21 protein-coding genes are annotated in these 19,200 nt (G+C 65.4%); 14 read left to right on the forward strand and 7 right to left on the reverse strand.

The features are described from left to right. Nucleotides 1–16: 16 nt before the first annotated feature. From guaB to ACZZZD_RS01120, 10 genes are all read left to right on the forward strand, one after another. Nucleotides 17–1,474, forward strand: coding sequence for an IMP dehydrogenase (gene guaB / locus ACZZZD_RS01075; RefSeq protein WP_463431831.1), 1,458 nt, complete (start codon nt 17–19; stop codon nt 1,472–1,474). Nucleotides 1,475–1,478: 4 nt separating this feature from the next. After that, the gene (locus ACZZZD_RS01080) at nt 1,479–1,880 is read left to right on the forward strand and encodes an MAPEG family protein (RefSeq protein WP_463431833.1); all 402 of its coding nucleotides are present in this window, start codon (nt 1,479–1,481) and stop codon (nt 1,878–1,880) included. Between the two features lies 1 nt (nt 1,881). Beyond that, nucleotides 1,882–3,183, forward strand: coding sequence for an RsmB/NOP family class I SAM-dependent RNA methyltransferase (locus tag ACZZZD_RS01085; protein WP_463431835.1), 1,302 nt, complete (start codon nt 1,882–1,884; stop codon nt 3,181–3,183). Beyond that, the gene (locus tag ACZZZD_RS01090; RefSeq protein ID WP_463431837.1) at nt 3,180–3,560 is read left to right on the forward strand and encodes a lysozyme inhibitor LprI family protein; all 381 of its coding nucleotides are present in this window, start codon (nt 3,180–3,182) and stop codon (nt 3,558–3,560) included. Before ACZZZD_RS01085 ends, ACZZZD_RS01090 begins: the two co-directional genes overlap by 4 nt. Beyond that, nucleotides 3,557–4,258: a 5'-methylthioadenosine/S-adenosylhomocysteine nucleosidase gene (locus ACZZZD_RS01095; RefSeq protein WP_463431839.1), complete on the forward strand. Its 702-nt coding sequence runs from the start codon at nt 3,557–3,559 to the stop codon at nt 4,256–4,258. The genes ACZZZD_RS01090 and ACZZZD_RS01095 overlap by 4 nt, the downstream gene beginning before the upstream one ends. Next, on the forward strand, nt 4,255–5,811 hold the full coding sequence (guaA, locus tag ACZZZD_RS01100; protein WP_463431840.1) for a glutamine-hydrolyzing GMP synthase: 1,557 nt from the start codon (nt 4,255–4,257) through the stop codon (nt 5,809–5,811). The genes ACZZZD_RS01095 and guaA overlap by 4 nt, the downstream gene beginning before the upstream one ends. A 276-nt stretch (nt 5,812–6,087) precedes the next feature. Continuing rightward, the gene (locus ACZZZD_RS01105; protein WP_463431842.1) at nt 6,088–6,606 is read left to right on the forward strand and encodes a hypothetical protein; all 519 of its coding nucleotides are present in this window, start codon (nt 6,088–6,090) and stop codon (nt 6,604–6,606) included. A gap of 178 nt (nt 6,607–6,784) precedes the next feature. Then, entirely contained in the window at nt 6,785–6,985 is a 201-nt protein-coding gene (locus ACZZZD_RS01110) for a hypothetical protein (protein WP_463431844.1), read from the forward strand. 31 nt (nt 6,986–7,016) lie between these two features. Continuing rightward, the gene (locus ACZZZD_RS01115) at nt 7,017–8,009 is read left to right on the forward strand and encodes a beta-propeller domain-containing protein (RefSeq protein ID WP_463431846.1); all 993 of its coding nucleotides are present in this window, start codon (nt 7,017–7,019) and stop codon (nt 8,007–8,009) included. A 177-nt stretch (nt 8,010–8,186) separates the two neighbouring features. Further along, nucleotides 8,187–8,948 carry a Crp/Fnr family transcriptional regulator gene (locus ACZZZD_RS01120; protein WP_463431848.1) on the forward strand — a complete coding sequence of 254 codons (762 nt, stop codon included), beginning with the start codon at nt 8,187–8,189 and terminating at the stop codon, nt 8,946–8,948. A 160-nt stretch (nt 8,949–9,108) separates the two neighbouring features. On the opposite strand, the gene ACZZZD_RS01125 is transcribed toward ACZZZD_RS01120, so the two are convergent. The 5 genes from ACZZZD_RS01125 to ACZZZD_RS01145 all read right to left on the reverse strand — a co-directional run bounded on the left by ACZZZD_RS01125 (nt 9,109) and on the right by ACZZZD_RS01145 (nt 12,307). After that, complete coding sequence (locus ACZZZD_RS01125) at nt 9,109–9,360, reverse strand: hypothetical protein (RefSeq protein ID WP_463431850.1); 252 nt, start codon at nt 9,358–9,360, stop codon at nt 9,109–9,111. 165 nt (nt 9,361–9,525) lie between these two features. Continuing rightward, nucleotides 9,526–9,933 (reverse strand): ATP dependent DNA ligase, encoded by a 408-nt coding sequence (locus tag ACZZZD_RS01130; protein ID WP_463431852.1) that lies wholly within the window; start codon nt 9,931–9,933, stop codon nt 9,526–9,528. After that, nucleotides 9,930–10,505: an ATP-dependent DNA ligase gene (locus tag ACZZZD_RS01135; protein WP_463431854.1), complete on the reverse strand. Its 576-nt coding sequence runs from the start codon at nt 10,503–10,505 to the stop codon at nt 9,930–9,932. Before ACZZZD_RS01135 ends, ACZZZD_RS01130 begins: the two co-directional genes overlap by 4 nt. Nucleotides 10,506–10,516: 11 nt before the next feature. Further along, on the reverse strand, nt 10,517–11,695 hold the full coding sequence (locus ACZZZD_RS01140) for a zinc-dependent alcohol dehydrogenase (protein WP_463431856.1): 1,179 nt from the start codon (nt 11,693–11,695) through the stop codon (nt 10,517–10,519). Between the two features lie 39 nt (nt 11,696–11,734). Further along, nucleotides 11,735–12,307, reverse strand: a complete 573-nt coding sequence (locus ACZZZD_RS01145; protein WP_463431858.1) for an SRPBCC family protein — start codon at nt 12,305–12,307, stop codon at nt 11,735–11,737. A gap of 119 nt (nt 12,308–12,426) precedes the next feature. Here ACZZZD_RS01145 and ACZZZD_RS01150 point away from each other — a divergent pair, with 119 nt between their 5' ends. Beyond that, nucleotides 12,427–13,236, forward strand: coding sequence for an SDR family NAD(P)-dependent oxidoreductase (locus tag ACZZZD_RS01150; RefSeq protein WP_463431860.1), 810 nt, complete (start codon nt 12,427–12,429; stop codon nt 13,234–13,236). Between the two features lie 16 nt (nt 13,237–13,252). Then, complete coding sequence (locus tag ACZZZD_RS01155) at nt 13,253–14,113, forward strand: glucose 1-dehydrogenase (RefSeq protein WP_463431862.1); 861 nt, start codon at nt 13,253–13,255, stop codon at nt 14,111–14,113. A gap of 153 nt (nt 14,114–14,266) precedes the next feature. On the opposite strand, the gene purN is transcribed toward ACZZZD_RS01155, so the two are convergent. Then, nucleotides 14,267–14,869 carry a phosphoribosylglycinamide formyltransferase gene (purN, locus tag ACZZZD_RS01160; protein WP_463431864.1) on the reverse strand — a complete coding sequence of 201 codons (603 nt, stop codon included), beginning with the start codon at nt 14,867–14,869 and terminating at the stop codon, nt 14,267–14,269. 143 nt (nt 14,870–15,012) lie between these two features. Between purN and ACZZZD_RS01165 the strand changes: the two genes are divergently transcribed. Continuing rightward, on the forward strand, nt 15,013–16,623 hold the full coding sequence (locus ACZZZD_RS01165; RefSeq protein WP_463431866.1) for a S10 family peptidase: 1,611 nt from the start codon (nt 15,013–15,015) through the stop codon (nt 16,621–16,623). 149 nt (nt 16,624–16,772) lie between these two features. Here ACZZZD_RS01165 and purM read toward each other — a convergent pair whose 3' ends face one another. Then, nucleotides 16,773–17,810, reverse strand: coding sequence for a phosphoribosylformylglycinamidine cyclo-ligase (gene purM / locus ACZZZD_RS01170; protein ID WP_463431868.1), 1,038 nt, complete (start codon nt 17,808–17,810; stop codon nt 16,773–16,775). A gap of 79 nt (nt 17,811–17,889) precedes the next feature. On the opposite strand from purM, the gene rnd reads away from it, so the two are divergent. Then, nucleotides 17,890–19,038, forward strand: a complete 1,149-nt coding sequence (gene rnd, locus ACZZZD_RS01175; RefSeq protein ID WP_463431870.1) for a ribonuclease D — start codon at nt 17,890–17,892, stop codon at nt 19,036–19,038. Nucleotides 19,039–19,200 lie beyond the last annotated feature (162 nt).

Consider the following 19,200-nt stretch of genomic DNA (forward strand, 5'->3'; position numbering starts at 1 on the left):
AAAACGGAGACTCCCTATGGAGATACGCGAAGGACTGACCTTCGACGATGTTTTGCTGGAACCCGGCCCGTCCGAGTTCATGCCGGCGATGGTCGATGTCTCGACTCAGCTGACACGCGACATCAGACTGAACATCCCGCTGCTGTCGTCCGCCATGGACACGGTGACGGAAAGCCGCCTGGCCATCGCCATGGCCCAGTCCGGCGGCCTGGGTGTTCTGCACCGCAACATGACCATCGAGGAGCAGGCCGACGAGGTCCGCGCCGTCAAACGCTATGAGAGCGGGATGGTGGTCAATCCGGTGACGGTCGGCCCGCAGACGACGCTGGGCGAAGTACGCGAGATCGTGGCGCGCAAGAAGATCACCGGCTTCCCGGTCGTCGATCCTGCCACCGGCAAGCTGGTCGGGATGCTGACCCACCGCGACATGCGGTTCGAGAGCGACCTGAACGTCACGGCGGCCTCGCTGATGACCACGGGCGATCTGATCACGGTGCGCGAGGGCGCCAGCCGCGAAGAGGCGCGCGAGCTGCTGAAGACCCGCAAGATCGAACGGGTCATCGTGGTGGACGAGGATTATCGGGCCGTCGGCCTGATCACCATGAAGGACATCGAGAAGGCCCAGGCCTTCCCCCATGCGGCCAAGGACGACCAGGGTCGTCTGCTGGTGGGCGCGGCCTCGACGGTCGGCGACGCCGGTTACGAGCGGGCGATGGCGCTGGCCGAGGCGGGTTGCGACGTGGTGGTGATCGACACCGCCCACGGCCACTCGGCCTCGGTCGCCCAGGTGGTCGAGCGCATCAAGCGCGAGAACAACCGGCTGCAGATCATCGCCGGAAACGTCGCCACCTATGATGCTACGCGGGCCCTGATCGACGCGGGCGCCGACGCGGTCAAGGTCGGCATCGGGCCGGGCAGCATCTGCACCACCCGGATCGTTGCGGGCGTGGGCGTGCCGCAACTGACCGCCGTGATGGACTCGGCGCGGGCTGCACGCGGTACGGGCGCCTCGGTCATCGCCGACGGCGGCATCAAATATTCGGGCGACCTGGCCAAGGCCATCGCGGCCGGGGCCAATGTCGCCATGATGGGCTCGATGTTCGCGGGCACCGACGAAAGCCCCGGCGAGGTCTTCCTGTACCAGGGGCGCAGCTACAAGTCGTATCGCGGCATGGGATCGGTCGGCGCGATGGCGCGCGGCTCTGCGGACCGGTATTTCCAAAAGGAAGTCTCGTCCGAGAAGCTGGTGCCGGAGGGTATCGAGGGTCAGACGCCCTACAAGGGGCCGATCAGCCCGGTCCTTCACCAGATGGTCGGGGGGCTTCGCGCTTCCATGGGCTATGTCGGCGCCGGCACCATCGCGGACTTCCAGGAGCGCGCGCGCTTCGTGCGCATCACCGGCGCGGGCCTGCGGGAGAGCCACGTCCACGACGTGATGATCACGCGTGAGGCGCCGAACTACAGACAGGGATAAGGCCATGACGACCGAACTGACCTATCTGGCCCTGACGTTGATCCTGGCGCTGGTGCAGGTCTTCCTGCCGGCCGGGGCGCGGACGGTCGAGTTCGGCTCGAAGTGGAATGCGGGTGCGCGCGACGAGACGCCGGCGGCGAAGAAGCCGCTGACCGGCCGTCTCGAACGCGCCCAGGCGAACCTGTATGAGACCCTGCCGCTGTTCATCGGCGCCGTGCTGATCGCCCATGTGATCGGCGCGGCCGGTCCGCTGACCGTGTGGGGGACGGCGCTCTATTTCTGGGCGCGCGTCGTCTATGTGCCGCTCTACGCCTTTGGCGTTCCCTATGTCCGATCGCTGGTCTGGGTGGTCTCGCTTGCGGGACTGGTCATGGTCCTGGCGTCCCTATTTTTCCTGAAAGCCTGACTTGACCCCAGCCGCCCGCCTCGCCGCCGCCGCCTCCGTCCTGGACTCCATCGCTCAGGGCCGCCAACCGGCCGAGGCCGTGATGAAGGCCTGGGGGACCGCCAACCGCTACGCCGGGTCCAAGGACCGACGCGCCATCGCCGACCGGGTTTACAAAGTGCTGCGCGCGCGCGGCCGCCTGTCGTGGATCATGGGCGGGCGCGAGGACGGCCGCGCCCTGGTGATCGGATCGCTGCACGCCATCGACGGTCTGTCCGTCGAAGAGATCGAGGCCCTGCACGCCGGCGACGGCTATGGCCCGCGTCCGTTGTCGAAACAGGAACGCAGCCGGATCACCGGCGGGCAGGGCGAACTGCCCGGCTGGGTCGCGGCCGGCCTGCCCGAGTTCGTGGTCGAGGATTTCAAGGCGACCTTCGGCGAGCGTTGGACCGAAGAAGCCCACGCCCTGATGGCGCCGCGCGCGCCCATCGACCTGCGCGTCAATGGCGCCGCCGCGACGGTGGACGAGGTCGAGGCCGAACTGCGGGCCGCCGGGCTTGAGGTCTCGCGCACGCCCTGGTCCACGCTGGGCCTGCGCGTGCCGTCGGAGCCGCCGCCCAACATCCAGGCGCTGGACGGCTTCAAGGCCGGCAAGTTCGAGATCCAGGACGAAGGCAGCCAGGTCGTCTGCTGGCTGGCCGGGGCGCAACCCGGCACGACGGTGGTGGACTATTGCGCCGGCGGCGGCGGCAAGACCCTGGGTCTGGCCCAGGCCATGACGGGGCAGGGCAAGCTGATCGCCGCCGACGTCGTCAACAAGCGGCTGGAGAACATCCGTCCGCGCCTGAAACGCGCGGGCGTCGAGGCGGACCTGGTCCTGATCGGTCAGAACGGCGGCGGGCTGGAAGCCGTCAACGGCCAGGCCGACCTGGTCTTCGTGGACGCGCCCTGTTCGGGGTCTGGCACCTGGCGTCGTCGCCCCGAGGACGCCTGGCGTCTGACGGCTGAAGAGGTCGACAAGGTGCATGCGCTGCAGGTCCGCATCCTGGGCCAGGCCGGCAAGCTGGTGAAGCCGGGCGGCCGCCTGGTCTATGTCACCTGTTCGATGCTGGCGCGCGAGAACGAGGCCAGCGCGGACGCGTTCGAGGCCGCCAACCCCGACTTCCGCCCGGTCGCCGTCGCCGACGTCCTGTCGGCGCCGCAACTGACCGACGCCGCCCGCGCCAAGTTCGCCGAACTGGCGTCCGGCGCGCGTCTGCGCCTGTCGCCGGCCTCGGCCGACACCGACGGCTTCTTCGCCGCCGTTTACGAGCGCACGGCATGATCGCGTCGCTGGTTCTCGCCCTGACCGCCGGTTCTATGGCGGTTCAGGATCGCTCGGATACCTATTTGATCTGCCAGTCGCAGTCCAAGGGCGCGGGTTTTCAGACCTGTCTCGACAACGCATTGGCGGACGAGGACCGCGCGCTGAACGCCGCCTATCGCGCGGCGCGTCAGGGCCTGGACCGTGCCGAAGCGCTGCAACTACGCGACCGCCAACGCGCCTGGATCCGGGCGCGCGACGCGGCCTGCGACAGCCGCGCAGCGGATCAATCCGATCCGGCTTCGGGGACCGCCACACGCACCGACTGCCTGCTGACCTGGACGGCGGAGCGCAGTCTGTGGCTTGAGAACACCTATCTGACGGGGTCGCGCAAGTGAGCCACGGCCTGCACCGGTTCGGACCTGTGTCCGTCCTGTGCGTCATGGCCGCGCCCGCCGAATATGGCGCCCACCTTCAGGCCCGCGTCCAGCCGCTGATGACCGGCGTGGGCCCGGTCGAGGCCGCCATCGCCCTGACGGCCGCCCTGGCGCGGCGGGAGGCGGCGGGAGATCTGCCGGACCTGATCGTGTCGCTGGGGTCGTGCGGGTCGAGGGGGCTGGAACACGCCTGCGTCTATCAAGCCGCGTCGGTCGCCTATCGTGACATGGACGCCAGCGCCCTGGGGTTCGCCAAGGGGGTGACGCCGCTGCTGGACCAGCCCGCGATCCTGCCTCTGCCATGCCCCATCCCTGGCGTGCCGGCGGCGACCTTGTCTACGGGTGCGAACGTCGTCTCCGGCGCCGCCTATGACGCCATCGACGCCGAGATGGTGGACATGGAGACCTGGGCTTTGGTCCGGTCAGCCCAGACCTTCGGCGTGCCGATCGTCGCCCTGCGCGGCGTGTCGGACGGCCGCGCCGAACTGAAGGCGCTGGAGGACTGGACCTCGACCCTGCACCACGTGGACGAAAACCTGGCTGCGGTTCTGGATCGCCTGATCGCCGTGCTGGAGGCCGAGGGCCTCGCCGCGCTTGAAATTCTGGCCTCACAAGGCCAAGACCCCGCGCAACTCTCCCCGGATTCGATCACGCCATGACCACGCCGCACCAGAAGGTTCTCATCGTCGATTTCGGCAGCCAGGTGACGCAGCTGATCGCGCGCCGCCTGCGCGAGGCCAGCGTCTATTGCGAAATCCATCCGTTCCAGAAAGCGGAAAGCGCCCTGGTGGCGATGAACCCGGCGGCCATCATCCTGTCGGGCGGTCCCGAGAGCGTGCACGAGGAGGGCAGCCCTCGCGCGCCCCAGGCCGTGTTCGAGGCCGGCGTGCCGGTGCTGGGTATCTGCTACGGCGAGATGACCATGTGCGAACAACTGGGCGGCAAGGTCGAGGGTGGGCACACCCGCGAGTTCGGCCGCGCCGAGATCACCGTCGAGAAGACCTCGCCCCTCCTCGCCGACCTGGCTCCGGTCGGTGAGGAAGAAACCGTCTGGATGAGCCACGGCGACAAGATCGTCGCCATCCCCGAAGGGTTCGACGTCGTCGCGTCCTCGGCCGGCTCGCCCTATGCCGTGATCGCCGACGAGGCCCGCCGCTTCTATGGCGTGCAGTTCCACCCGGAGGTGATGCACACCCCGCGCGGCCATCAGATGCTCAAGAACTTCACCCACGGCATCGCCGGGCTGAAGGGCGACTGGACCATGGCAGCCTATCGCGACGAGAAGATCGCCCAGATCCGCGAACAGGTCGGCGACGCCAAGGTGATCTGCGGCCTGTCGGGCGGCGTCGATTCATCGGTTGCGGCCGTGCTGATCCACGAGGCCATCGGCGATCAACTGACCTGCGTCTTCGTCGACACCGGCCTGTTGCGCAAGGACGAGGCGACCCAAGTCACGACCCTGTTCCGAGAGCACTACAACATCCCGCTCGTTCATGTTGATGCGTCGAAAGAATTTCTGGGTGAGCTGGCCGGCCAGTCGGACCCCGAGACCAAGCGCAAGATCATCGGCCGCGTCTTCATCGAGATCTTCGACCGCGAAGCCAGTAAGATCGAGGGCGCCGAATTCCTGGCCCAGGGCACCCTCTATCCCGACGTCATCGAGAGCGTGTCCTCGTCCAGCGGCAAGGCCCACGTGATCAAGAGCCACCATAACGTCGGCGGCCTGCCCGACTATATGAAACTGAAACTGGTCGAGCCCCTGCGCGAACTGTTCAAGGACGAGGTCCGCGCCCTGGGTCGCGAACTGGGCCTGACCGACGCTTTCGTGGGACGCCACCCGTTCCCCGGACCGGGCCTGGCCATCCGCATCCCCGGCGAGATCACGCCCGAGGCCGTCGAGACCCTGCAACAGGCCGACGCCATCTATCTGGACGAGATCCGCAAGGCCGGCCTCTACGACCAGATCTGGCAGGCCTTCGCCGTCCTGCTGCCGGTCAAGACCGTCGGTGTCATGGGCGACGCCCGCACTTACGAGAAGGTTCTGGCCCTGCGCGCCGTCTCCTCCACGGATGGCATGACCGCTGACTTCTACCAATTTCCTTGGGATGTCCTGGGCAAGACCGCGACGCGGATCATTAACGAGGTGCGAGGCGTGAACCGCGTTGTTTATGACGTGACCTCCAAGCCGCCCGGGACGATCGAGTGGGAATAGTCCGGGCCTCTCGGCATCTTTCGGCATCACTTGAGAATGTTGCGATAAGATGCTGATTACATCGTAAATTCTGACGAAGCCCTCCGATACCTATCGGAGGGTCTTTTTCATTTTGCCATCAACTGCGACGGTATGGCGCGCCGTTGCAGCGCGGGACTCGGCTCGTACCGTCATTTTGGTTGAGGGGGCGCGACGGTATTTTTTCAGACCAGCCTACTGATCTGAAGAGGAAATATTCAGGCGATCCTCTGCGTTTTCGCAATGGTGCGGACTGCGGTGTTTTACCGTGCTCACACATGTCGCGCTGAAGAATTTACGCTCAAAATCAAAGGCCTAGAAGAGATCGACAGGGACGGCTTGTATGTGTACGTCTCGCCGGAACGACAGGGTTGGGCGGCCGCGTTCGGTCAATTTCAGCGTGCGGAAGATGGCCTGCTGATTGAGCGGGCGCCTTCTCATGATCCGTTGCACAACACCGCCTATGCCCTATCGGCGATGCAGTTGCTGGATCTGAAGCCGACGCGGGAAGTGAGACTGTCGAGCGATGCCGACCCCGCCGCCTTCCTGGAGATCCTCGACTGGCGCGCCGACGTCTATCTCGGCGGCCACAAGGGCGCCGGCGCGGGCTCGATCCATTATCTCCTGCACGGTCCCGACCCCGACTGGTTCGCCGCCTCTTTCGCCAAATGCGACAGCCTCTTCGACCCGCGCTTTGGAATGATGGGACGCGACAAGCCGGCTGGCGGGGACTTCGATGCTCTGGGCGGCGCCTTCCACTACGGCTTTTTGTACTAGACCTTCCATCGGCCCATGCCGTTCGCTGAGGCGCGTATCGACGCCGTCATCGGGTTTGCGACAGGCGGATGGATACTGGCACCCCCAGAATCGTCTCTGGCTGACGCTCGACGCTCTGTATCTGCTGACGCGAACGCTTCGGCTCACCACGCACCGGTTCGCGGAGGTGCGTCGCATCGTGGCGGAGACCCTGCGGACGCTGGCCCGGGACATCTACAGCCCGGAAGGCCGGGTGCGCACGTTCAACGGCGCCCTACCGACCCATTCCGTGATGGCAGCCATCAGTATCGCAGCGGAGGCTCAGCGCTTTCTGGGCAGTGATGTGATCCTGACCGAACGACCTTTGCGGCTGGTCCTGGACCGCCGCCCCTTCATCTGAAAAATCCTTCACGCCTCTCGGAGCCTGCGCAATGTCGCTCAAACCTTCCGTATTCGCCCGCCTCGCGGCCGCCCTGGCCCTGTTGGTGATGACGTCCGCGTCAGCGACGGTCGCGACCCAAGTCGAAACCACTGGTCTGGATGGCCATGATTTTCTGTACTGCGGTGAGTACGAGCACGACGCCGATCAACAGACGATCCACCTCATCCGGGACGGCCGCGAAGTCTGGAACTATCAGATCCGTTTTCGGGTCATGCGAAACGGGAAGCCGGACATCCAGGAACTGGGCGACTGCACGCTGCTGCCAAACGGGAACATCATCTTCACGACCCGGTTCGGCGCCGCCGAGGTGACTGAGGACAAGACGATCGTCTGGCAATATTTCGCCCCGGACAACACCGAAATCCACTCGCTTCAGGCGCTGGGGCTCGACCGCGTTCTGCTGACCCAGAATGGCGATCCCGCCAGGGCCATGGTGATCGACAAGCCCACCAACACGGTCGTCAGCGCCTTCGTCGTCCCGGTCCGCAACCCGGAAGGCGTCCACGGACAGTTGCGCCGCACGACCCTCACCGCGACCGGCGCCTACCTTGTTCCCCAGATGGATCTAGGCAAGGTGATCGAGTATGATCCGGACGGGAGGGTCCTCTGGTCGGTCGATGTCGAGTCGCCTTGGGACGCCGTTCGTCTGGCCAACGGTAATACCCTTGTGTCCTCCAACATGGGCTTCGTTCGGGAGTTTAGCCCTGACGGCTCCATCGTCTGGTCCTTCACTCGCGCAGAGGCGGCGGAGCGTGGCATCGACCTCCACAATGTTCAGGACGTCTCTCGCCTGGCCAATGGCAATACCCTGATCACGAACTGGGTCGCGGGCGCGCTCCAGCCATCCCAGTGGGACGGCACCGTGCAGGCTTTCGAGGTCACGCCGATCAAGGACGTGGTGTGGCGTCTGTCGTCCTGGACTTCGCCCCGGCTCGGACCGGCGACGTCAATCCAGCTTCTCGACCAGGCGACGGAGCGATGAGGCCTTCTCGAAGCCTTAGCTCTTCCGCCGGCGCCCGCATGATCTCACAGGGCAAGCCAATCATATGTTTGGTGTCGAGATGCCATCAGGGTTTATGGTGACAAATCGCTGACCGGTTATCCCGGGCGTTGGCGACAGAGAGTCCTTCATGCTCCCGCCCCGTGCCGGAGCAGATTGATGTCCTTTTCCAGCGAGAATTCGCTCAATAGCCTCGTGGCTAATCTCGAACTGCATTCTGTCCTGACGGAAGAGGACCGGCAGGCCATCCTCGATCTTCCCTACCGACTGCGGACTTTCGAATCCGCCAGCTATCTGGTTCGCGAGGGGGAGCGACCCCTTCATTGCGCCGTGATGATCTCCGGCTTCTCCTACCGCCAGAAACAGACCAGCGGGGGCCAGCGGCAGATCGTTTCGCTGCACATCCCGGGCGAGGCCCTGGACTTGCAGCATCTGTTCCTGGAGATCGCGGATCACAGCGTCCAGATGCTAACCCGCGGTGAGGTCGCCCTGATCGCCATGCGGGATCTACAGCATCTCGTCGATACCAATCCCTCGGTGAACCGGGCGATTTCCCGGCGGACTTTGGTCGAGGCGTCGATCTTCCGCGAATGGGTGCTCAACGTCGGTAGGCGAGACGCCAAGAGCCGGATGGCCCATCTTTTGTGCGAGTTCGCCCTTCGCATGCGAATTGCCGGTCTCGCTGGAGATCACAGCTACGAACTGCCGATCACCCAAGAACAGTTCGCGGACGCGGTCGGGCTGACCACCGTCCACGTCAACCGGACCCTTCGCGAGCTTGAACACGGCGGGTTTGTCCAGCGTAACAAACGCAACATCTTCATCCCATCGTGGAAGCGTCTCGCGGAGATCGCGGACTTCAACGAGCGCTATCTGCATCTGAAGACGGAACCGATAAACCGCCAATCCGTCGCCGAGTGACGGGATCAGGCTCGCTTTGTCGGCGCAAGCTTCGGCGGGTGGCCGGGTGGCTGGGTGTATCAGCGCCGCCTCATCCCATGGTCCACCATCAAGTCCTGATTAGTTGCCCGTGGGCCATCGGCCAAGCCTTCACGCCGCTGACCGATGGTTACAATTGCCATCAAGTCGGGTCTGCGGCGGCCGCGCCGGGCGTCACCGGCGCGAGTTCGTCCGCCTGGGATTTGGGCGGCGGCGCATCGACGACGACGGAGCCGTCGTCTTCGATCTCATTGATCGACAGGATCGCTTCGTCCGACGCCATCAACGGCGCGGCGGCGTCGCCGGCCTGAACGTCGGTTTCTGACATCACATGGACGGTTCGGGGGGAGGCGTCGCCTCGGCCCAGCGCGACACGGTATAGACGCAAGCTCATGTGCCGCTCCGGAAATCGGGGTGTTGCACGCCAGCGCCCGCGCGGCGGCGAGGGGTGTTTGAATGGGTCATGATCAAGCTCCTTTGCTTCAGAAAGGAAGCGGACGGAGCTGGCGGTGGTTCCCACATCGGCACCTAACCAACGGGTCCGGGCGTCAGCCTGCGCCTAGCTTTCCAACTGCTCCATGCGGCATTGGGCGGGCGTTTTGTCTGGGCGAAAACGCAGCAGCTTCGTACCGTGCCGGAAGCGCGCGTCAGAGACTTGGTCGAAACCCACTTCAACCACCCGTTCGGGCCGCAACGGTTCCCAGGCCGCCGACCTGTCGGTGGACCATCGGCTGGGTCCACCGGGCGCGCGACCGCTGAAGCCATCACCGCCGCGCAGCGCTTTCAGGTCGCGGGTCAGAGCGATCTTGTCGATCCCGGCGAAGCCGGACGTATGTCCGACATGGTTGAGCTTGTCGTTCTCGTCATAGAGACCGAGCAGGAGCGAGCCGACGACCGGCGCGTCCGACGCATAGCGGAAGCCGCCGATGACGCAGTCCGCCGTACGGGCGCGTTTGACCTTGATCATGGCTGCTCGCCATCGAGGTAGGGACCGGATTCAGCCTTGGCGACGACGCCTTCCAGTTTGCCGCCGTCGAGCCAGGCTTGGGCCTGGACCCTGTCGGTCGTGCCGGGCGTCAGGCTCAGGTCTGGGGATTGGCGGCGTTTGAGGAAGGCCTCGAGGCGACGGTGGCGATCAGTCCAGGGCTGAGGACGAAGGTCGGCGCCATCGCTGTCGATGAGCATGTCGAAGACGGCGTAGATCGCCGGCGTCTCTTGCGACAGTCGCTTGATCCGACTTTCGGCGGGATGGAGACGAGCCTGCAGCACCTCGAACGAGAAGGCGTCGCCGTCGCGGGCCAGCAACTCGCCGTCGAGACCGAAGCGCGCTTCTGGCAGGGCGGCCAAACGATCGACCACTTCGGGGAAGAAGCGGTTCAGCGATTTTCCGGATTTGGCGATCAGGTGAACCTCGCCGTCCCGCTTGAAGGCGAGACAGCGGAAGCCGTCCCATTTGGGCTCGTAGACCCAGCCCGGTCCCTCGGGAAGAGCGGGTCGGGAGCGGGCCTCCATCGGGCGTGCGTTCAGGTCGTTGGTCATCGGGCGCGCGCTCAGCCCGGCTTGAGAACGACCTTTGTCCACTCGTTCTGGTTTTCCTTGAAGTTCTTGTAGCCCTCTGCGGCCTGTTCCAACGGCAGGCGGTGCGAGATCAGATCGGTGGTGTCGATCTTGCCCTCAAGGATCAGTTCGAGCAGTTGCGGCAGGTAGTTCTGCACATGGGTCTGACCGGTCTTCAGGGTCAGTCCCTTTTCCATGAAGGCGCCGATCGGCCATTTGTCGGCGAACCCGCCGTAGACACCGGGGACCGAGACCGTGCCGCCCTTGCGCACGGCCATGATGGTCTCGCGCAGGACATGGGGACGGTCGGTGCCGAGGATCTTGGTCTCCTGCTTGATCGCATCGACGATGTTGTCGGGTGAGAAGCCGTGGGCCTCCATGCCGACCGCGTCGATGCAGCTGTCGGGGCCGATCCCGGCGGTCATCTCCATCAGGGCCTCGCGCACCTTGACCTCGTGATAGTTCAGAACCTCGGCGCCGTTCTGCTTGGCCAGCTCGAGACGGCGCGGATGGTGGTCGATGGCGATGACCCGGCCGGCCCCCTGCAGGATGGCGCTCTTGATCGCGAACAGGCCGACCGGGCCGCAGCCCCAGATCGCCACCGTGTCGCCCGGCTGGATCTGGGCGTTCTCCGCCGCCATCCAGCCGGTCGGGAAGATGTCGGAGAGAAACAGGACCCGCTCGTCCTCGAGGCCGTCGGGGATCTTGATCGGCCCGTAGTCGGAGTAGGGGACGCGGGCGTACTCGGCCTGACCTCCGGCATATCCACCGGTTAGATGCGAATAGCCGAACAGTCCGGCGACCGAATAGCCATAGGCGATTTCGGTCGCATCCGCCTTGTCAGCCGGATTGGAGTTGTCGCAGGCGGCCGGCATCTTGTGGTCGCAGAAGAAGCATTTGCCGCAGGCGATGACGAAGGGGACGACGACGCGGTCGCCGCGCTTCAGCGTCGTATTGGCCGGGCCGACTTCCTCGACCACCCCCATGAATTCGTGCCCCAGGATGTCGCCGTTCGACATGCCCGGGATCATGTTGTCGTAGAGGTGTAGGTCCGAGCCGCAGATGGCGGTCGCTGTGATCTTGATGATGGCGTCGCGGGGATTGACGATCTTGGGATCGGGAACGGTGTCGACCTGGACGTTGTGTTTGCCGTGCCATGTGAGTGCGCGCATGGAAATCTCGCTGTTTGAAAGGTGTGTCGGCGGGGCCGATCAGAAATGGCGGCTGGCGCGGGGCGCGGCGTCGGGCGCCTTTGACGTCGAGACCTCGCCGGTCTCCATCAGCTGTTTGAAGCGCCGCAGTTCACGCCGAGCCTGGATGCGCGGCTCGCGCTGCATCACCTTGGCGACGATCTTGCCAATCGCGCCGGCGGGCGGATCGTAGCTGATGAAGATGCGGACCTCGGATCCGCGCCCGAAGGCGTTGTCCTTGAATTCGATCCAGCCTTCATGATCCACATCCGAGCCTTCGGTCGAGCGCCAGGCGATCCGCTCGCCGGGGATGTCCTCAGTGACTTCGGTGACCAGGTCGATGTCCATTCCCCCAGGCCCGGCGACCGTCCACTGCGAGCGCTTGGTGTCCAGAATTTCCACCTCTGTGACGTTCTCGGTAAAGGACGGCAGGTTCGTGAAGTCGCGCCAGAACGCATAAAGCTCCGGGCGAGGTCGGTTGATCATGGCCGCGCGGACGCTGGCTGCGGCGTGATCGCCCTCGACATTGTCCTTGTCGATGAAGGCGGGGGAGGCGACCTGGGCGTCGGTCGAAATCGGATCGGATGAGGGCATGGGAAACTCCGTCTGGTCGGCTAACCAATCCGTCTGAGGCGGCCGCGTTCCAGCGTGGCGATACGGAACCGCATCAGCGGGCTTTGCTTCTGAGATCAGAGCTTTGTCTGGAGAACCCTATGTCCAGTGATGAACATTCAGCGGAAGACGCGATCCGTCCCCTTGCCGTCGTAACCGGCGCTTCGAGCGGAATAGGCTATGAGTTGGCCAAGTTGTTCGCCGAGGATGGCTATGACCTGATCGCCGCCGCCGACACCTCGTTGGCGCAAGCCGTTCAGGGACTTCAAGCCGTGGGTGCGACCGTCGAGGCCGTCCAGGTCGATCTGGCGACAGAGCAGGGCGTCCAGGCCCTCTACGCCAAGATCGCGGGCCGGCCGGTCGATGCGCTCGCCGCCAACGCAGGCCATGGTCTGGGCAAGGGTTTTCTCGACGAGAGCTTCGAGGACATCCTGCATGTGATCAATACAAACATCACCGGCACGGTGCGTCTCGTCCATCTCCTGGGACGCGACATGCGCGACCGGGGTCGGGGCCGGATCCTCTTCACCGGATCGATCGCCGGCTTGATGCCCGGCAGCTTCCAGGCCGTGTACAACGCCTCCAAGGCTTTCGTGGACAGCTTCTCCTTCGCCCTGCGCAACGAGCTGAAGGACACGGGCGTGACCGTGACGGTGCTGATGCCGGGCCCGACGGACACCGAGTTCTTCGAACGCGCCGGCTTAATGGACACCAAGGTCGGCCAGGACGACAAGAAGATGGATCCGGCCGACGTCGCCATATACGGCTACGACGCGATGAATCGGGGCGACGGCGATGTCGTCGCTGGTCTGGGCAACAAGCTTCAGGCCGCGATTGCGGCGGTCACGCCTCAAAACATGTTGGCGGAACAGCATCGCAAGATGGCGGAGCCCGGCTCCGGCCAGGCATAGAACAGTAGGCGCCCTCATGTTTCGAACCTACCCCAAGCCGCCCTTCGACACCCCGCAACAACCGGTTCCGGGCTTCGACGACCGGATGAACCCCCGACCGGACTATGGCGAAGACACCTACCGCGGATCCGAACGTCTCAAGGACAAGATTGCGCTCATAACCGGTGCCGATTCCGGTATCGGACGGGCCGTTGCGCTCGCTTACGCCCGGGAGGGCGCGGATGTCTTCGTCGGCTATCTCAGCGAGGAAGAAGACGCTCAGGAAACGCGCCGCCTGGTGGAATCCGCCGGCCGCAGGTGCGAGCTGTTCGCCGGCGATCTCGCCGACCCTGCGGTCTGCAGGGCTCTCGTGGCGAAGGCCGTCGAGGCGTTCGGCCGCGTCGACATCCTGGTCAACAACGCCGCCCACCAGATGAGTTTCGAGGCGATCGAAGACATCCCGGACGCAGAATGGGAGCGGACGTTCGCGGTCAATATCTCGGCCATGTTCTACATCACCAAGGCGGCCGTGCCCCACATGGCGGCCGGCTCGGCGATCATCAACACCGCCTCGATCAACGCCGATGCGCCCAGCCCGCAGCTGCTGGCCTATGCGACGACCAAGGGGGCGATCCAGAACTTCACGGCCGGTCTAGCCCAACTGCTCGCCGAAAAGAATATCCGGGCGAACGTCGTCGCCCCTGGCCCGGTCTGGACGCCGCTGATCCCATCGACCATGCCGGCAGAGAAGGTGAGGAATTTCGGCGAACAGGTCCCGATGAAACGGCCGGCTCAGCCCTGCGAACTCGCGGCGGCCTATGTCATGCTGGCCAGCGACGATGCGAGTTACGTTTCCGGGGCGACCATCGCCGTCACGGGTGGCAAGCCTATCCTCTAGGGCTTCATCGCAAGGCGTTCGGCAAGTCCGAAGACGGTGTCTTACGTTGGCCTCGGCCACCACCGGTCACGCCCAGGTCGATCGCCTCAGCGCTCGACGCGGTTCGGCGGCCGTAGTGGTTCCGTCTAGATTTCTGTAATCAGGACAGCGTCCTTAGGTTCGATCCAAGCCTCGGCAGAACGCGCCCAGCATCTGCGGATAGAGCCCATGCTCCGCCGTCTTCACCCGTTCGGCCAAGGCTTCCGGCGTGTCGCCCTGGATGATCGGCACGCGGGCCTGACCCAGGATCGGGCCTTCGTCCACGCCCTCGGTAACCAGATGGACGGTACAGCCGGCCTCGGCGTCGCCGGCGGCGATGGCGCGGGCGTGGGTGTCGAGGCCGGGATAGAGGGGCAGCAGGCTGGGGTGGATGTTCAGCACCCGCTCACGCCAGCCGCCGACCAGCCAAGGGGTAAGCACGCGCATATATCCGGCCAGGGCCACGACCTCGACCCCGGCTGCGCGCAGGGCCTCGTCCACCACCCGCTCGTGCGCCTCGCGATCCTTGCCGAACGGCTTGTGCGGGATGGCGAGGGTCGCAACCCCCTTGGCCGCCGCGATGGCCAGACCGCCCGCGCCCTCGACGTTGGACAGGACCAGCACGACCTCATAGCCGCTGTCTTGCGCCCGGGCCGCGTCGATCAGGGCGGCCATGTTCGAGCCGGCCCCGGAGATCAGGACGGCGACGCGGACGGGTGAGGTGACTTCGGACGACATGGCGCTCCGCATGACGGCGCGCGCGGGCCTTGGCAAGGTTCAAACGCGATCGCCGCTTGTTGTCGGCCGCGTTCGGACGGTAGCGTGCGCCGCCGGTCGTCCGAAGAGGGGCGTTGTGATCGGCGCGTACAGGGGACTATCGCATGAAGAGACTGATCTGCCTCGCGGCCATCGCCGCGATGCTGGGCGCGCCTGTGGCGGCGCTGGCTCAGGAAAGCGGCGCCAACAGCAGCAGCAATAACGGCGGCGGCTCGGCCATGCGCTCGGCGACCGACCAATTCCGCAACGCCAACGCCGAGGCGATCGAGAAGGACTGGGCGCGCGCGCCGGTCGAGGAGGCCGAGGTCACGACGGCCCATTCGGTCAATGCTCACGGCAAGACGTTGCGCTACAAGGCGACGGCGGGCACCCTTACGATCCGCGACGATGCCGGCATGCCGACCGCCAGCCTGTTCTACACCGCCTATACGCTGGACGGTCAGCCGGTCGGGACGCGGCCGGTGACCTATCTGTACAACGGCGGGCCGGGCTCGCCGACGGTATGGCTGCACATGGGGTCTTTCGGGCCTATGCGGGTCCAGACGGATGAGCCGACCGTGGTGCGGCCTGCGCCCTTCGCCTTCGGTCCCAATGACATGACCCTGCTGGACCAGACGGACCTGGTCTTCATCGACATGGTGGGCGCCGGCTTCTCGCGGCCGCTGGGCGAGACGGCGGGTTCGACCTTCTGGGGCGTGGACGGGGACGCGGACGCCTTCGCTCGCGCCATCATGCGCTACACGACCAAGTTCAGCCGTTGGTCCAGCCCGAAATACATCATCGGCGAATCCTACGGCACGTTGCGCACCGGCGCCGTGGCCTTCCAGTTGGAAGACAGGGGCATGTCGCTGAACGGCGTGGTGCTGTTGTCGTCGATCATGAACTATGGCGTGCGCCAGCCGGGCTATCCCCAGAACTTCGTCACCCTGCTGCCCACCTATGCGGCGACGGCCTGGTATCATCGCAAGCTGGCCAATCCGGCGGCGACCGTCGAGGAACAGGTTCAGCGCGCGCGCGACTTTGCGCTCGGCCCCTATGCCTCGGCCCTGGCCAAGGGGCATATGATCTCGGACGCCGAGCGCGCCGACATCGTGCGGCAGATGAGCGAACTGACCGGCCTATCGACCACCTTCATCGACAACGCCAATATGCGGGTGGACCTGAGCGCGTTCCGCAAGGAACTGCTGCGCGATCGGCGTCAGACCATCGGACGGCTGGACACCCGTTATATGGGGCTGGACGAGGACGCGTCGGGAGGCGAGCCGGAAGAGGATCCGTCCAGCTCGGCCGTGACGGGGGCCTATTTCGGCATCTTCCGCGACTATGTGGCCAACGAGCTGAACTATAAGACCGACGTGGAATACCGGATGTCGGCGCGGGGCCTGCCGGGCTTCAACTGGAACTGGAGCCACCGTCCGCCGGTGGGTGGACCGCAGACGACGCCGAACACGGCGGTCGATTTGGCTACGGCGATGCGGCGCAATCCGTATCTGAAGGTGATGGCGCTGAACGGCTATTACGACGCCGCCACGCCCTTCTTCTCGACCGAGTTCGACCTAGCGCAGATGATGCTGGAACCCAGCCTGCGCCCGAACCTGGAGTTCACCTACTACGAGGGCGGGCACATGATGTACCTGAGCCACGACGCTCTGGTGAAGCTGCACACGGATCTGTCGCGCTTCTACCGCGAGACGGCCAACGGCGGGGTTCGTTAGGCATTAAACATATCCGTCACCCTCGGGCTGGTCCCGAGGGCCTACGGTTGATGCAGAAGAGAGCCTTCGGCGTGTCAGATAGCTGGTCGTCACCGTTGCGGGCGGAACGGTGGGCCCTCGGGACGAGCCCGAGGGTGATGGGGTGATCTTTATGCCGCTTCCAGCTGTCCGCAGACGAAGGCGACTTCGCCGGCGTTGAGCAGGGCGGCGAGGACCGGCTCGGCGTTTTCGGGCGAGACGATCAGGATGAAGCCGACGCCGCAGTTGAAGGTGCGGCGCATCTCGTGGTCGCTGATGCCGCCGGTCTCGGCCAGCCACTGGAAGACGGCGGGCATGGGCCAGGCGTTCCAGTCGAAGGCGGCCTGAAGGCCTTCGGCGATGCAGCGGGGCGGGTTTTCGATCAGGCCGCCGCCGGTGATGTGGGCCGCGCCCTTGATCAGGCCCGCCTTCATCAGCGGCAGGACCGGCTTCACATAGATGCGGGTCGGCTCCATCAGGGCCTGGGCCAGCGAGCGGTCCTTGGCGAAGGGGGCGTCGTCGCCCCAGGCCAGGCCGGACTTCTCGACCACCTTGCGCACCAGCGAATAGCCGTTCGAGTGCGGGCCGGTGGAGGCCAGGCCGATGATGATGTCGCCGGCCGCCTGGCGATCCAGATAGGGCAGGGCGTGGCCGCGCTCGACCGCGCCCAGGCTGAAGCCGGCCAGATCATAGTCGCCATCGGTGTACATGCCCGGCATTTCTGCGGTCTCGCCACCGACCAGGGCGCAGCCGGCCTGGCGACAGCCCTCGGCGATGCCGGCGACGACGCGGCGGGCGGCGTCGATCTCCAGACGGCCGGTGGCGTAGTAGTCGAGGAACAACAGGGGCTCTGCGCCCTGAGCCAACAGGTCGTTGACGCACATGGCGACCAGGTCGACGCCGACGCCGTCATGACGGCCGGTTTCGATGGCGATCTTCAGCTTGGTGCCCACGCCGTCGGTGGTGGTGACGATCAGCGGATCTTCGAAGCCGGCGGCCTTGAGGTCGAACAGGGCGCCGAATCCGCCCAGCGAGGGCTCCGATCCGGGGCGCGCCGTCGATTTCGCCAGGGGCTTGATATGTTCGACCAGCAGTTCGCCGGCGTCGATGTCCACGCCCGCATCCGCGTAGGTCAGGCCGTTTTCGAGAGGCTTTTGGGTGTCGCTCATGGGATCTCGGGCCTGAATCGGGGCGGAAATGCAGCGCGGCTCTTGCCACAGGTAGGATGCGGGGGGCTATAGCATCGGAATGACGCCGATCACCACCACCGAGGCGCTGGCCGAATTCTGCGCCCGCGTAGCCAAAGCACCCTTCATCACGGTCGATACCGAATTCATGCGGGAAACGACCTACTGGCCCAGGCTGTGCCTGATCCAGGCGGCCTCGGCCGACCATGCCGCGATCATCGATCCGATGGCCGAGGGCTTGGACCTGGAGCCGTTCCTGGCCCTGTTGCGCGACGAAAAGATCATCAAGGTCTTCCACGCCTGTCGCCAGGACGTCGAAATCTTCGTGCGCCTGGGGGCCATGCCCAAGCCGATGTTCGACACCCAGGTCGCCGCCATGGCCGCCGGATTCGGCGAACAGGTGGCCTATGATTCGCTGGTGCGGCAGATGCTGCGCATCGAAGTGGACAAGGGCAGCCGGTTTACCGACTGGGCGCGACGCCCGCTGTCGGACAGCCAACTGGTGTATGCCCTGGGCGACGTGACCCACCTGGCGGCGCTATATCCCAAGCTGCGCGATCGGCTCAGCAAGGAGGGGCGGCTGGATTGGGTGATGTCGGAGATGGAGAGTCTGGTCGATCCTGCGATCTATGACACCAACCCTGAAAACGCCTGGAAGCGGCTGAAGCCCAAGAAATTCTCGGCCAAATATATGGCGGCCTTCAAGGCCGTCGCTGTCTGGCGCGAGCGGGCGGCGCAGGAGCGCGACCAGCCGCGCGGCCGCATCCTGAAGGACGAGGGCATCGACGAAATCGCCCAACAGACGCCGACGGACGTGGAGGCGTTCAACCGTCTGCGCTCGGTGCCCAAGGGCTTCGGCGGTTCGCGCCTGGGCCTGGAACTGGCGGACGAGCTGAAGCGGGTTCTGGCCGATCCCGAAGCCTTTGCGCCCGAAATGGAACGCCCGGCGCACCGCCAGCCGGCCCCGCCGTCGGTGGTGGAACTGCTGAAAGTGCTTCTGAAGGCCAAGAGCGACAACGCCGGCGTGGCCTCCAAGCTGATCGCCACCGTGTCCGACCTGGAAAAGATCGCCATCAGCGACGACGCCGATATCGACGCGCTGAAAGGCTGGCGCCGCGAGATTTTCGGCGAGGATGCGCTGAAGCTGAAACGCGGCGAGATCGCCCTGGTGCTGAACGGCGCGCGCGTCGAGGTCGTCGAGATCGAGTAGGGACAGCGTCTCCTCCCCATGAAATGGGGAGGGGGACCGCGCGAAGCGGTGGAGGGGCTCTTGAAGCCCCCCCCCAGGCGTTGGTGATGCGGTGCAGAACCCCTCCGTCACGGCGCGAAGGCGCGCCGCGCCACCTCCCCATTTCATGGGGAGGAGACGGTA

The organism is Brevundimonas sp. AC546, assembly GCF_979258305.1.